The organism is Stenotrophomonas sp. 2619 (genome assembly GCF_040548725.1).
Lineage (GTDB): Bacteria > Pseudomonadota > Gammaproteobacteria > Xanthomonadales > Xanthomonadaceae > Stenotrophomonas > Stenotrophomonas maltophilia_AP.
Genome location: NZ_JBEPSF010000009.1, coordinates 175700 through 189666, shown reverse-complemented (window position 1 = coordinate 189666; position 13967 = coordinate 175700). Strand labels below are relative to the sequence as shown.

The window sequence follows — 13967 nt, the reverse complement described above, 5'->3', positions numbered from 1 at the left end:
TGGTGCGTTGCGTTGCAGTGGTGCCGGGGGTGCAGGTGATGCAGCCGACCAACGGTCGGCTCTACCGCGGGCCGCGTCAGAATTCGCCGCGGAACCAGGTCTTGAGCTTTTTGAACATGCTGCCCGCGCGCCCGGTGGGCAGCGACGGACGGCGCGGGTGTTCGATCTGGCTGCCCATCAGCAGCAGGCCAACACCGGTGGCGTGCACCGGGTTGCCCACCACTTCGCCCAGGCCGGTGACGTGCTGCGGAATGCCCACGCGTACCGGCATCTGCAGCATTTCCTCGGCCAGTTCGACCACGCCTTCCATCTTCGAGGCACCGCCGGTGAGCACCATGCCGGCGCGCACCAGTTCCTCGAAGCCGGAGCGACGCAGTTCGGCCTGGACCATCTCGAAAATTTCTTCGTAACGGCCCTGCACCGCCTGGGCCAGCGCGTGGCGCGGCATCCGGCGCGGCGGACGATCGCCGACGCTGGGCACCTGGATGCTTTCCTCGGCGGTGGCCAGCTGGGCCAGCGCGCAGGCGTAGCGCACCTTGATCTGCTCCGCTTCCGGGGTGGGCGTGCGCAGCATGTGCGCGATGTCGTTGGTGACGTGGTCGCCGGCGATCGGCAGCGAGGCGGTGTGGCAGATCGCGCCCTGCACGAACACGGCCAGGTCGGTGGTGCCGGCGCCCATGTCGACCAGCACCACGCCCAGCTCGCGCTCGTCGGCGGTGAGCACGGCCACGCTGGAGGCCAGCGAGGACAGCACCAGGTCGTCCACCTGCAGGCCGCAGCGCTGCACGCACTTGCTGATGTTGGCGGCGGCCGACTGCGCGCACACCACCAGGTGCGCATGCACCTCCAGGCGCACGCCGGTCATGCCGACCGGGTTGCGGATGCCTTCCTGCGAATCGTCCAGCACGTACTCGCGCGGAATGGCGTGCAGGATCTTCTGGTCGGCCGGGATCGCCACCGCCTTGGCCGCGTCGAGCACCCGGTCCAGGTCGCCCCAGGTCACTTCGCCGTCGCGGATCGGCACGATGCCGGGGGAATTCTTGCACTGCACGTGGTTGCCCGAGATCGAGGCATACACCGAGCGGATCTCGCAGCCGGCCATCAGCTCGGCCTCTTCCACCGCACGCTGGATCGACTGCACGGTGGATTCGATGTCCACCACCACGCCGCGCTTGAGCCCGCGCGATTCGTGCGAGCCGATGCCGATGACCTCGATCGGGTTGCCCGGCGAGTACTCGCCGACCAGCGCCACCACCTTGGAGGTGCCGATATCCAGGCCAACGATCAGTGATTTGTCACCCTTGCGATTCATGTCCTGTCCTGCGCCGGCTTTGGCGCGGTTGCGGCCGGGGTACCCCAGCTCAGCGTGAAACCATTGGTATATCGGAGGTCGGCGCGTTCGATCGGCGCGGCCTGGTTGCTCAGCTGCGGCAGCACGCGTACGAAGCGTTGCAGGCGCGAGCGTGCGTCGTCGCGGCCCACCACCACTTCGGTGCCATTGCTGAGCAGCAGCGACCAGCTGCCACGCGCGTCCATGCTGACCCGCTTGACGTCCACCCCGGCCGGCGCGAACAGCGCCCGGGCATCGTTGTAGAGCGCCACCACTTCTTCGGTCTGGCTGTCCGGGCCATCCAGGTCGGGCAGTGCCAGGTCCTGCAGCTTCTTGGGCGTGGCAAACAACTTGCCCTGCTCGGACAGCAGTCGGTCGTTGCCCCAGCGCGCAAACGGCTTGTGCTCGACCAGGCTGACTTCCAGCACGTCGGGCCACTGCTTGCGCACCTGCGCGCTTTCCACCCACGGCAGCTGCTCGATGGCGTCCTGCGCGTCCTGCAGCTTGACCGCGAAGAACCCGGCCTTGGCGTACGGCAGCACCACCTGCTGCAGCTGTTCGGCCGGCACCCGGTTGAACTCGGCGTGCACGCGCAGCTTGGCCAACGGCCAGCGTTCGGCACCGACCCAGCCGTTGAGCACCGCCACCACGGGCAGCGCTACGACCGACAGGGCCAGCAACCAGACGAAGATGCGCAGCACCGCGTTCATGCGTGGGCACGCTCCCTGTCCAGGTCCTGCAGATTGCCCGGCAGGGTCTGTTCCAGCACGCGCCAGACCAGTTCCTCGAAGCCGATGCCGGCCTGCGCGGCGGCCTTGGGTACCAGCGAGTGGCTGGTCATGCCCGGCGCGGTATTCACTTCCAACAGGTAGAAGCGGCCGCTGTCGCGGTCGCGCATCACGTCCACCCGGCCCCAGCCGTAGCAGCCGGCGGCCTGGAAGGCGGCCAGCGCGATGCGGCGGATCTCGGCTTCGTCATCGCCCTCCAGGCCGGGGCACAGGTACTGGGTGTCCTCGGCGATGTACTTGGCGTTGTAGTCGTACCACTGGCCCTTGGGCACGATGCGGATCGACGGCAGCGCCTGGTCGCCCAGGATCGCCACGGTGAGCTCGTCGCCCACCACCATCTGTTCCATCAGCAGCTGGCCGTCGTAGCGCGCGGCCAAGGCCACGGCGTCATCCAGGCCGGCATCATCGCTGACCCGGCTGATGCCCACGCTGGAGCCTTCGTTGGCCGGCTTGACCACCACCGGCAGGCCCAGTTCGGCGGCGGCGGCGTGCACTTCCACGCCTTCCACCAGCTTCACGTAGCGCGGCGTGGGCAGGCCCAGCGACAACCACACCTGCTTGGTGCGGATCTTGTCCATGCTCAGCGCCGAGCCGAGCACGCTGGAGCCGGTGTAGGGCACGCCGAAGGCGTCCATGAGTCCCTGCACGATGCCGTCCTCACCGCCGCCGTTGTGGCCGTGCAGGATGTTGAACACGCGGTCGAAGCGCTTTTCAACCAGCGCCAGCGCCAGCGCCGGGATGCCGTCCACGGCCACCGCGTCGACACCGCGCGCGCGCAGCGCGGCGATCACGTTGCGGCCCGAATCCAGCGACACCTCGCGTTCGCTGGAGGTGCCGCCAAGCAGCACCGCGACGCGGCCGAACACGGCCGGGTCGGTGACGCGCAGCGACGGGAAGAAGATCGGGTTCATGCGGCCGGGGTCTCCGTGAAGCCTTCGGTGGCGATCAGCTGGGCCACGTGGCCGATATCGCCGGCGCCCATCATCAACAGCAGGTCACCGTCCTGCAGCACGTCGGGCAGTACGTGCGACAGCTCGGCGGTGTGGCCAACCACGACCGGCTCGCTGCGGCCGCGCGCACGGATGGCGCGCGCCAGCGAACGCGAGTCGGCGCCCGGGATCGGCGCTTCGCCGGCCGGGTAGACCTCGCTGAGCACCAGCGCATCCACTTCGGACAGCACCGCGGCGAAGGCATCGAACTGGTCGCGGGTACGGCTGTAGCGGTGCGGCTGGAAGGCCACCACCAGGCGCTGGTCCGGCCAGCCGCCGCGGGCAGCGGCGAACACGGCGGCCAGCTCGCGCGGGTGGTGACCGTAGTCGTCGATCAGGCGCACGCGGGCACCGTTGTGGGTGGTGACGATGCCCAGGTCGTTGAAGCGGCGGCCGATGCCGGCAAAGCTTTCCAGCGCGCGGGCGATGGCGTCCGGGGCGACGCCCAGCTGCCAGCCCACGGCGGCGGCAGCCAGCGCGTTGAGCACGTTGTGCGCGCCCGGCAGGGCCAGCGTGACCGGGTAGCTGCTGCCTTCGGGCAGGCGCAGGGTGAAGCGCATGCGCGGGCCGTCCTGGACCACGTCCTCGGCGCGCACGTCGGCGTTGCTGCTCATGCCGTAGCTCATCACGTGACGCGGGGTCTGCGCAGCGAGCGCGGCCACTTCCGGGTCATCGATGCAGAGCACGGCCAGGCCGTAGAACGGCAGGCGCTGCAGGAATTCGGCGAAGGCCGCCTGGACCCGGGCGAAATCGTTGCCGTAGTTCTCCAGGTGGTCCGCGTCGATGTTGGTGATCACCGACACCAGCGGGTTCAGGCGCAGGAAGCTGCCATCGCTTTCGTCGGCTTCGGCCACCAGCCACTGGCCGCTGCCGAGCTTGGCATTCGCACCGGCGGCCAGCAGCTGGCCACCGATCACGAAGGTCGGGTCCAGCCCGCCTTCGCTCAGCACCGCCGCGGTCAGGCTGGTGGTGGTGGTCTTGCCATGGGTGCCGGCCACGGCGATGCCGCGGCGGAAACGCATCAGTTCGGCCAGCATCGCCGCGCGCGGCATGATCGGAATGCGCTGGCTGCGCGCTTCCATCAGCTCGGGGTTGTCGTCGCGGATCGCGCTGGACACCACCACGCAGTCGGTGCCCAGCACGTTGGCCGCCGAATGGCCGCGCATCACCCGCGCGCCCAGGCCGGCCAGGCGGCGGGTGGCGGTGTTGTCGGCGTTGTCCGACCCGGACACTTCATAGCCCAGGGTCAGCATCACTTCGGCGATGCCGCTCATGCCGGTGCCGCCGATGCCGACGAAGTGCACGCGCGGGAAGGCGCGCACCAGGTCGTTGGTGTCGTGCAGGCGGCGGATCATGCGCGGCCCCGCGTCGGGCAGGCGCGATGGCGCGTGGCGGTCTTCATTTGGATTCCTCGAGGATGATGTCGGCGATGCGCTCTGCGGCATCGACCTTGGCCAGGGCACGCGCGGCGTTTGCCATCTGCATGCGACGGGCGGAATTTTCGGACAAATCGCGCAGCACGCCTTCAAGGTGCGTGGCCAGCGTTTCATCCTGCTTCAGCAACACGGCCGCGCCACGCTCGACCAGGTACTCCGCGTTGCGGGTCTGGTGGTCATCCACGGCAGCGGCGAACGGCACCAGCACACTGCCCACGCCAACCGCGCACAGCTCGGCCAGGGTCGAGGCGCCGGCACGGCACACCACCAGGTCGGCCCAGGCGAATGCCTCGGCCATGTCGGCAATGAACGCATCCACGCGCGCGGTGACACCGGCGTCCTGATACGCGCTGACGGCTTCGGCATGCAGCTTCTCGCCGCTCTGGTGGCGCACGTCGATGGCGACGTGGCTGCCCAGGGCGGCCAGCGCCTTGGGCACGGCGTTGTTGAGCACGCGCGCGCCCTGGCTGCCGCCCAGCACGAGCAGGCGCAGCGGCCCCTGGCGGTTGGCCAGGCGCAGGTCGGGCGGCGCGATCGCGGCGATCTCGGCACGGACCGGGTTGCCCACGGCCTCTTCGCGCTCGGCGAAGCTGCCCGGGAAGCCGGTCAGCACGCGGCGCGCGAAACGCGACAGCACGCGGTTGGTCAGGCCCGGCGCGCGGTTCTGTTCGTGCACCAGCAGCGGCAGCCCGTGCAGCCGCGCGGCCAGGCCACCGGGGCCGGACGCGAAGCCGCCAAAGGACACCACCGCACGCGGCTGGCGGTCGCGGATCAGGAAGCCGGCCGCGCGCACCGCGCGCAGCAGGCGGCCCGGCGCGCCGAGCAGGGCCAGCTTGCCCTTGCCGCGCAGGCCACTGATGGCCAGCGTGTCGATGTGGATGTCGTGCTGCGGCACCAGGCGCGTTTCCATGCCGCCGTCACTGCCCAGCCAGGTCACCGGAATGCCGCGCGCGCGCAGCACCTTGGCCACGGCCAGGCCGGGGAAGATGTGACCACCGGTACCACCGGCCATGATCATCACCGGGCGCACGGAAGAAGACGATGGGGTGTTCATCCCATCCTCCCCAGGGTCGGTTCGATGCGCTGCTGCATGCGGCTGGTGCCCCGCGAGGCACTGTCACGCGGCAGGCCGTCGCGCGGGCTGCCGTCATGGGCCTTGCTGTCCTGCAGGGCGGCGGCCACGGACGAGGCACTGGCGCCCCTGCCCGGCTCGGCGTCCATCGGTTCGTCGCCTTCGGCCGCGCCCATGCGCACTGCCTGGCGGCGCTCGGCGCGATCCAGTTCGTAGGACACGCGCAGCAGCAGCCCCATCGCCACGCAGGTCATCAGCACGCTGGACCCGCCGGAGGAAATCAGCGGCAGGGTCAGGCCCTTGGTCGGCAGGATGCCCAGGTTGACGCCGATCGAGACGAAGCTCTGCATGCTGATCCACAGGCCGATGCCGAACGCGATGTAGCCGGAGAAGTGGCGCTTCATTTCCACGCAGCGCATGCCCAGCCAGAAGGTGCGGCCCACCAGCAGCGCGTACAGCGCGATGATCAGGCAGGTGCCGATGAAACCCAGCTCCTCGGCGGTGACCGAGAAGATGAAGTCGGTATGCGCTTCGGGCAGGTAGTACAGCTTCTGCACCGAGTTGCCCAGGCCCACGCCGGTCCACTCACCGCGGCCGACGGCCATCAGCGCGTTGGACAGCTGGTAGCCGTCGCCCTGCTGGTCGGCCCACGGGTCCAGGAAGGAGGTGATGCGGCGCATGCGGTAGGGCTCGATGATCGCCAGCGCGCTCATGCCCACCATGCCGATGATCACCGGCATGGACATGCGCGGCATGTTCACGCCGCCCAGCACCAGCATGCCGGCGGTGATGGCCAGCAGCAGCGTGGACGACCCGAAGTCGGGCTGCAGCAGCAGCAGGACCACCAGCGCACCGGCCACGCCGAGCGGCTTGAGCATCGCCGGCCAGGTGGCGTTGACCTCGTCGCGGAAGCGCACCAGGTAGCTGGACAGCCACACGATGTAGAGCACCTTGACCGCTTCGACGGTCTGGAACTTGGAGATGCCCAGGTTGATCCAGCGCCGGGCGCCGTTGACGCTGCTGCCCAGGCCCGGCACGAACACCACCACCAGCAGCGCGAAGCAGCCCAGCAGCAGCACCTGGTTGTACTGCTCGATGCTCTTGAGCTCGGTGCGCATGGCGATGCCCGCCAGCACGATGCCGATGGCCAGGAAGATGAGGTGGCGGTTGAGGTAGTAGAACGGACTGCTCATCAACGCGATCGAGCTCGACGCGACCATCACCACGCCCAGCCCGGTGAGCGCGATGATCGCGCCCAGCAGCCACTTGTCGAAGTGGCCTCCGATGGCTTCAAGGCGGGTTGCCTGGCGCGACAGGTCGTTCATCAGCGGACCTTCAACGTGGCCAGGCCGATCAGCACCAGCACTACCGAGATGATCCAGAAGCGCACGATCACGCGCGGCTCGGGCCACCCCTTCAACTCGAAGTGGTGGTGGATGGGCGCCATCTTGAACACGCGCTTGCCGGTCAGCTTGAACGAGGCGACCTGGATCATCACCGACAGCGTTTCGATCACGAACACGCCGCCCATGATCACCAGCACCAGCTCCTGGCGGGTGATCACCGCGATGGTGCCCAGCACCGCACCCAGCGCCAGCGCACCGATGTCGCCCATGAACACCATGGCCGGGTAGGTGTTGAACCACAGGAAGCCCAGACCGGCACCGGCAATGGCCGCGCAGATGATGACCAGTTCACCGGCCCCGGGAATCTGCGGGATCTGCAGGTAGTTGGAGAACACCACGTTGCCCGACGCATAGGCGAACACGCCCAGCGCGCAGGCCACCAGCACGGTCGGCATGATCGCCAGGCCGTCCAGGCCGTCGGTCAGGTTGACCGCGTTGGAGAAGCCGACGATCCAGAAGTAGGCGATGGCCACGAAGCTGATCCCGGCCAGCGGCAGCGCCACCGACTTGAACATCGGGATGTAGAAGGTCAGCGCGGCGGGCACGTCGGCGGTGTAGAACAGGAACAGGCCGGCGGCCAGGCCGAAGATCGACTGCAGCAGGTACTTCCAGCGCGACTTCAGGCCGTTCGGGTCGCGCCGCACGATCTTGATCCAGTCGTCGTACCAGCCGATGGCGCCGAAGCACAGCATCACCGCCAGCACCACCCACACGTAGCGGTTGCGCAGGTCGGCCCACAACAGCACCGACAGGGTGATGGTGAGCAGGATCAGCGAACCGCCCATGGTCGGCGTGCCGGCCTTGGAGAAGTGGGTCTGCGGCCCGTCGGTACGGATCGGCTGGCCACCCTTGAACTGGGCCAGCTTGCGGATCATCGCCGGGCCCAGCCACAGCGACAGGAACAGCGCGGTCAGCGCGGCAAGAATGCCGCGCAGCGTCAAATAGCCGAACAGCCCGAACAGGCTCTCCAATTGCTGCAACCATCGGGCCAGTTCAAGCAACATGGGGGGTTTCCTCTCCTCGCGCCAGCAGCGCTTTCACAATTTTGTCCATGGCGCTGCCGCGCGAGCCCTTGACCAGGCAGCGCACGCCAGCATGCAGTTCAGAGGCAAGCGCGGCGGCCAGCGTGTCGTGGTCCTGGAAGTGCCGGCCGCCGTCGCCAAAGGCGCTCGACGCGGCGGCACTCAGCGGCCCCAGCGTGTACAGGCGCTTGAGGCCCGCATCGCGTGCGCGGCGCCCGGCCTGGGCATGCAGCGCCTGCCCGTCCGGGCCCAGTTCGCGCATGTCGCCCAGCACCAGCCAGCCTTCGTCCTTGCCACCGGCCAGCGCGTCGATCGCCGCGGCCAGCGAGCCGGGGTTGGCGTTGTAACTGTCATCGATCAGCACCGCGCCGTTGGGCAGCTGGTGCGCGACCTGGCGGCCCGGCACCGGTTCGGCGCGGGCCAGGCCCTGCGCGATCGGGTCCAGGCCGATACCGGCGGCCAGCGCCAGCGCGGCGGCGGCCAGTGCGTTGCTGATGTTGTGGCGACCCGGCAGGGCCAGCGCGATCTCCACGGTCCCGATCGGGCTGGTGAGCAGGAACTGGCTGCCGGTGGCGCTGGGGCGGATCGCCAGCGCGCTCACGTCGGCGCTGTGGTCCAGGCCGTAGCGCAGCACGCGGCAACGCGGCGGCTGGCCCACGATGTGCTGTTCGAACCAGATGCCAAAGGCGTCGTCGGCGTTGATCACCGCCACGCCATCGGCTGGCAGCGCCGCGTAGATCGCGCCCTTGGTGGTGGCCACGCCCTGCAGGCTGCCCATCCGTTCCAGGTGGGCCGGCGCGATGTTGTTCACCAGCGCGTAGCGCGGGCGCACGATGTCGGTCAGGTAGGCGATGTCGCCCGGCTTGCCGGCGCCCATCTCGTAGACGGCGAAATCGGCGTCTTCGGGGGCATCCAGCACCGCCAGCGGCAGGCCGATCTCGTTGTTGAGATTGCCCGGGTTGGCGTACACCACCTTGTGTTCTTCGCGCGCCACCTGCTGCAGGATCGCCAGCAGCAGCGTCTTGACGCTGGTCTTGCCGTTGCTGCCGGTGATGGCGAACACCCCGGCGGCGCGGTCGCGCTGCATGCCATGGGCGATGCGGCCCAGCGCGTGTTGGGTGTCGGCGACCAGGATCTGCGGCAGCGCCACGTCCAGCAGGCGCTCGACCAGCATCGCCGAGGCACCACGCGCGACCGCGTCGGCGGCGAAATCATGGCCGTCGAAGCGGTCGCCACGCAGCGCCACGTACAGGCTGCCCGGGGCAAGCGTGCGGGTGTCCTTGCTGATGGCGTCGATGGCGGTGTCGTCGCCATGGATCTCGCCACCGGCCCAATGCGCGATCAGCGACAGCGGGGTGCGCTTCATGGGGCGACCTCCTGCAGCGAGGCCAGCACGCCGGCGGCCACCACGGTGTCGTCGAAGGCATGCTTGACGCCGTGCACTTCCTGGTAGGGCTCGTGGCCCTTGCCGGCAATCAGCACGATGTCGCCGGCACCGGCCAGGCCGATCGCGGTGGCGATGGCGGCGGCGCGGTCGCGCTGCACGATGGCGGCGGCGGGGTTGGCCAGACCGGCCACGATGTCGGCCACGATCACGTCGCCGTCTTCGCCGCGCGGGTTGTCGTCGGTGACGATCACCACGTTGGCGCCGCGCTCGGCAATGGCGGCCATCTGCGGCCGCTTGCCGGTATCGCGCTCGCCGCCGCAGCCGAACACGCAGACCAGGCGCCCGGCCAGGTGGTCGTGCAGGCTGGCCAGCGCCTGTTCCAGCGCGTCGGGGGTGTGGGCGTAGTCGACCACCACGGTGGGCAGGCCGCGCTCGCCGCCGAGCCGGTTCATGCGCCCGGCAATCGGCTGCAGCTGCGACAGCAGTGCGGCGATCGCGGCCGGCGCATGGTCCAGCGCATACAGCGCGCCGGCCACGGCCAGCAGGTTGTCCACGTTGAAGCGGCCCAGCAGCGGCGACTGCACCGGGTGGCGCGCGCCCTCCACTACCAGGTCGAAGGCGATGCCGCGGCCGTCCAGCTTCAGCGAATCGGCGCGCAGCGTGGCCTGCTGCGCGCCGCGCGAGCTGAGCCCGATCTGGCGCACGCTGGCATCTACGGTGCGCAGCAGTTCGCTGCCGAAACTGTCGTCCAGGTTCACTACGGCGGCCTTGAGGCCTTCGCGGTGGAACAGCTTGGCCTTGGCCGCGCCGTACTGCGCCATGTCGCCGTGGTAATCGAGATGGTCGCGGGTGAGGTTGGTGAACACCGCCACGTCATAGTGCACGGCATCCACGCGGCCCTGGTCCAGCGCGTGCGAGCTGACTTCCATCGCCACCGCGCGCGCGCCGTCGTCGCGCAGCTGCGCGAGCACGTCATGCATCTGCAGCACCAGCGGCGTGGTGAAGCCGGTCGGCACCACGTGGCCATACAGACCCACGCCCAAGGTGCCGATACTGCCACTGGCGGTACCAAGCAGGTGCCAGGCCTGGGCCAGCAGCTGCACGGTGGAGGTTTTGCCGTTGGTGCCGGTCACGCCCACCATCGTCATCGCGCGCGACGGATGGCCGTGGAACTGGTCGGCCATCGCGCCCATGCGCGTGCGCAGGCCGGGCACGGCGATGGCGTCGGCCGGGGCCGGCAGCTCGGCCGGTGCCGGCGGCTCGAACAGGATCGCGCCGGCGCCGTTGGCCAGCGCCTGGTCGACGAAACCCAGCCCGTGCGCGCCGAAGCCGGCGATCGCCACGAAGGCATTGCCCGGGCGCACGGCGCGGCTGTCCAGCACCAGGCCGGTGATGGACGGATCGTGGCTGAGCGCCACATCGGGGATCAACTGCGAAAGCAACATCGTCTGGCTCATTGGGTGCCTCCCTGCGCGGGCGGCACCGTGGCGTGCGCGCTGGGCAGCGCGGCATCGAATTCGGCGGCGGCGTCCGGGGCGATCACCGTTTCCGGCGGTGGCACCGGCAACGACGAGGCGGTATGCCCCAGCTTTCCGGACTGCTGCGCCACCAGCCACGACTCGATGTCGTCCGGCGGCACGTCCATCAGGCGCAGCGCGCCTTCCATCACGTTGTGGAACACCGGCGCAGACACCAGGCCACCGTAGTACTTGCCCGCCTGCGGGTCGTTGATGACGATCACCGTGGCAAAGCGCGGGTTGGTCGCCGGCACCACGCCGGCGAACAGCGCGTTGTAATGCCCGCGTTCGTAGCCGCCGGGGCCGGCCTTGCGTGCGGTACCGGTCTTGCCGGCCACGTGGTAGCCCAGCACCGCGGCCTGCTTGGCGCCGCCCTGGGTGACCACGGTTTCCATCATCGCCACCACCTGCTTGGCGATGTTCTCGTCGATGATCTGCTTGCCTTCGTTGCGCTGGCCCTTGACGAAGGTCGGTGCGATCAACTTGCCGCCGTTGCCCAGCGCCGAGTAGGCGGTGGCGATCTGCAGCGGGGTGACATTCAGGCCGTAGCCGTAGGACATGGTGGTCTTGGACGACCCGCTCCAGCGCGCCGGGCGCGGCAGCACGCCGGCCGATTCACCGGGAAAACCGCTGTGCGGGGACACGCCGTAGCCGAAGCTGTGGACGTGGTCGTAGAACACCTGGTCGGGCATCTTGGCGGCGATCTTGGCCGCGCCGATGTTCGAGCTGCGGGTGATCACGCCGGTGACGTTCAGCACGCCGTTGTTGCGCGGCACGTCCTTGATGGTGAACCGGCCCACGGCCATGTAGCCCGGGTTGGTGTCCACCGTGGTGTCCTTGGTGACCACGCCGGACTGCAGCGCCGAAGCGATGGTCAGCGGCTTCATGGTCGACCCGGGCTCGACCAGATCGGTCACCGCGCGGTTGCGGCGGGTGTCCGGGGCGGCGCCGCCGACCGAATTGGGGTTGTAGGTGGGCAGGTTGACCATGGCCAGCACTTCGCCGGTGGCCACGTCCATGATCACCATCGAGCCGCCGGCCGCCTTGTTGGCGATCAGCGCGTTGCGCAGCTCCTTGAAGGCCAGGAACTGGATGCGGCGGTCGATGCTGAGGGTGAGGTCCTTGCCCGGCTCGGCGGCGCGCAGCAGGTCGCTCTCCACCGTGTCGCCCTTGCGGTTGCGGATCACCCGCTTGGCGCCGGCCTTGCCGCGCAGCCATTCGTCGAAGGCCAGCTCCAGCCCTTCCTGGCCGCGGTCGTCGATGTTGGTGAAGCCCAGCACGTGCGCCATCGCCTCACCCTGCGGGTAGAAGCGGCGGAACTCGCGCTGCGAGGCCACGCCCGGGATCTTCAGCGCCACCACCTTCTCGGCGTCGTCCGGATTGATCCGGCGGCGCAGGTACATGAATTCCTTGTCCGACTTCTGCGACAGCTTGGAGCTCAGCTCGTCCAGCGGCATGCCCAGTGCGGTGGCCAGCTCGGGAATACGGTCCGGGGACCGCAGCAGTTCCTGCGGATTGACCCAGATCGAAGCGACCGGGGTGGACACCGCCACCGGCTCGCCGTTGCGGTCGGTGATCATGCCGCGCGAGGTGTTGATCGGCAGTTCGCGCAGGTACCGCGCCTCGCCCTGGCGCTGGTAGAAATCGCTGTTGATGATCTGCACGTAGGCGGCACGGCCGACCAGCGACACCGAGCACAGCCCCAGCGCCAGACCCACCCACTTCAGGCGCTGGCGCAGGTTGAAACTGTTGCGGGTGCGGTTGCGACCGGACTTGTTCATGGCCGGATCACCACCACGTCGGCCGCTTCCGGGAACTTCATGCCGAGCTTCTCGCGGGCCACGCGATCGACCCGGGTAGCCTCGGCCAGGGTCGCCTGCTCCAGCTGCAGGCGGCCGAATTCAATGTTGATCTCGTCGCGCGCGCGCTCGGCCTTGGACAGTTCGATGAAGGTCTGGCGGTGGCGGTGGCGCATGAACACCACCCCGATCGCCGAGGCGACGGTGCAGGCCAGCAGCACGATGAGCAGCAGGCGACTCATTCGGCCACCTCGCGCTTTTCGGCCACGCGCAGCACGGCGCTGCGCGAGCGCGGGTTGACCGCCAGCTCGTCGTCCTCGGCCTTGATGGCGCCGCCATGCAGGTCGAGGGTAGGCTTGAACGCAGCCAGCTCGGGCAGCCGGCGATTGCTCGGCGGCGCCTTGGCGTGGCGGTTCATGAACTGCTTGACGATGCGGTCTTCCAGCGAATGGAAGCTGATCACCGCCAGCCGGCCGCCCGGCTTCAGGCGCGCCATCGCCGCGTCCAGGCCGGCTTCAAGGTCGGCCAGTTCGCGGTTGATGTGGATGCGGATGGCCTGGAAGCTGCGCGTGGCCGGGTGGATCTTGTCCTTGCCACGCGGCATCACCGAGGCGATCAACTCCGCCAGCTCGGCGGTACGGGTGAAGGGCTGCTTGTCGCGGCGGGCCACGATGGCCTTGGCGATGCGGCGGCCCTGGCGCTCTTCGCCGTAGGTCCACAGCACGTCCATCAGCTCGCGTTCTTCAACACGGTTGAGCCACTGCGCCGCGCTTTCGCCGCTGTCCGGGTCCATGCGCATGTCCAGCGGGCCGTCCTTGCCGAAGCTGAAACCGCGCTCGGCCACGTCCAGCTGCGGCGAGGACACGCCCAGGTCGAACAGCACCCCGTCCAGGCCGTCGGCGGTGGCGTCCCAATGCAGCAGGTCGGCAAAGCTGCCCCGGAAGATCGACACGCGCGGGTCCGGCGCGAAATCGCGCTCGGCTACCGCAATCGCTTCGGGATCCTTGTCCATGACCAGCAGCCGGCCTCCGGGACCGAGTTGCTCGAGCACGCCGCGGGCGTGACCGCCACGACCAAACGTGCCATCGAGATACGTACCGTTTTCGATCACCCTCAGGCCGTCCAGGACCTGTGTGTACAGAACCGGCAGGTGCCCCGCCGGCGACTGCGACACCGGAAGGTGACCGGTCTGCGCTGCTCCGCGCATCCGGGCACCCCGGC

At 69.1% G+C, this 13967-nt stretch carries 12 protein-coding genes; all 12 read right to left on the bottom strand.

Annotated elements, in window-relative coordinates; genetic code table 11:
- Positions 1 to 76: 76 nt before the first annotated feature.
- Genes ftsA through rsmH form a run of 12 tightly spaced genes read right to left on the bottom strand, consistent with a single transcriptional unit; the run spans position 77 to position 13953 of the window.
- Positions 77 to 1312, bottom strand: a complete 1236-nt coding sequence (ftsA, locus tag ABIA71_RS11200) for a cell division protein FtsA (protein ID WP_017355446.1) — start codon at positions 1310 to 1312, stop codon at positions 77 to 79.
- Complete coding sequence (locus ABIA71_RS11195; RefSeq protein WP_502961235.1) at positions 1309 to 2040, bottom strand: cell division protein FtsQ/DivIB; 732 nt, start codon at positions 2038 to 2040, stop codon at positions 1309 to 1311. Before ABIA71_RS11195 ends, ftsA begins: the two co-directional genes overlap by 4 nt.
- Positions 2037 to 3029 (bottom strand): D-alanine--D-alanine ligase, encoded by a 993-nt coding sequence (locus ABIA71_RS11190; RefSeq protein WP_354285258.1) that lies wholly within the window; start codon positions 3027 to 3029, stop codon positions 2037 to 2039. Before ABIA71_RS11190 ends, ABIA71_RS11195 begins: the two co-directional genes overlap by 4 nt.
- On the bottom strand, positions 3026 to 4462 hold the full coding sequence (murC, locus tag ABIA71_RS11185; RefSeq protein WP_354285257.1) for a UDP-N-acetylmuramate--L-alanine ligase: 1437 nt from the start codon (positions 4460 to 4462) through the stop codon (positions 3026 to 3028). Before murC ends, ABIA71_RS11190 begins: the two co-directional genes overlap by 4 nt.
- A gap of 43 nt (positions 4463 to 4505) precedes the next feature.
- Positions 4506 to 5597 (bottom strand): undecaprenyldiphospho-muramoylpentapeptide beta-N-acetylglucosaminyltransferase, encoded by a 1092-nt coding sequence (murG, locus tag ABIA71_RS11180; protein ID WP_354285256.1) that lies wholly within the window; start codon positions 5595 to 5597, stop codon positions 4506 to 4508.
- Positions 5594 to 6940 carry a putative lipid II flippase FtsW gene (ftsW, locus tag ABIA71_RS11175; protein ID WP_354285255.1) on the bottom strand — a complete coding sequence of 449 codons (1347 nt, stop codon included), beginning with the start codon at positions 6938 to 6940 and terminating at the stop codon, positions 5594 to 5596. The genes murG and ftsW overlap by 4 nt, the downstream gene beginning before the upstream one ends.
- Positions 6940 to 8025, bottom strand: a complete 1086-nt coding sequence (gene mraY / locus ABIA71_RS11170) for a phospho-N-acetylmuramoyl-pentapeptide-transferase (RefSeq protein WP_038690505.1) — start codon at positions 8023 to 8025, stop codon at positions 6940 to 6942. The genes ftsW and mraY overlap by 1 nt, the downstream gene beginning before the upstream one ends.
- The gene (locus ABIA71_RS11165; RefSeq protein WP_354285254.1) at positions 8015 to 9409 is read right to left on the bottom strand and encodes a UDP-N-acetylmuramoyl-tripeptide--D-alanyl-D-alanine ligase; all 1395 of its coding nucleotides are present in this window, start codon (positions 9407 to 9409) and stop codon (positions 8015 to 8017) included. Before ABIA71_RS11165 ends, mraY begins: the two co-directional genes overlap by 11 nt.
- Positions 9406 to 10887: a UDP-N-acetylmuramoyl-L-alanyl-D-glutamate--2,6-diaminopimelate ligase gene (locus ABIA71_RS11160; protein WP_354285253.1), complete on the bottom strand. Its 1482-nt coding sequence runs from the start codon at positions 10885 to 10887 to the stop codon at positions 9406 to 9408. Before ABIA71_RS11160 ends, ABIA71_RS11165 begins: the two co-directional genes overlap by 4 nt.
- Positions 10884 to 12728: a peptidoglycan D,D-transpeptidase FtsI family protein gene (locus tag ABIA71_RS11155; RefSeq protein ID WP_354285252.1), complete on the bottom strand. Its 1845-nt coding sequence runs from the start codon at positions 12726 to 12728 to the stop codon at positions 10884 to 10886. The genes ABIA71_RS11160 and ABIA71_RS11155 overlap by 4 nt, the downstream gene beginning before the upstream one ends.
- On the bottom strand, positions 12725 to 12988 hold the full coding sequence (ftsL, locus tag ABIA71_RS11150) for a cell division protein FtsL (protein WP_159495760.1): 264 nt from the start codon (positions 12986 to 12988) through the stop codon (positions 12725 to 12727). Before ftsL ends, ABIA71_RS11155 begins: the two co-directional genes overlap by 4 nt.
- Complete coding sequence (gene rsmH, locus ABIA71_RS11145; protein WP_354285251.1) at positions 12985 to 13953, bottom strand: 16S rRNA (cytosine(1402)-N(4))-methyltransferase RsmH; 969 nt, start codon at positions 13951 to 13953, stop codon at positions 12985 to 12987. The genes ftsL and rsmH overlap by 4 nt, the downstream gene beginning before the upstream one ends.
- Positions 13954 to 13967: the final 14 nt, after the last annotated feature.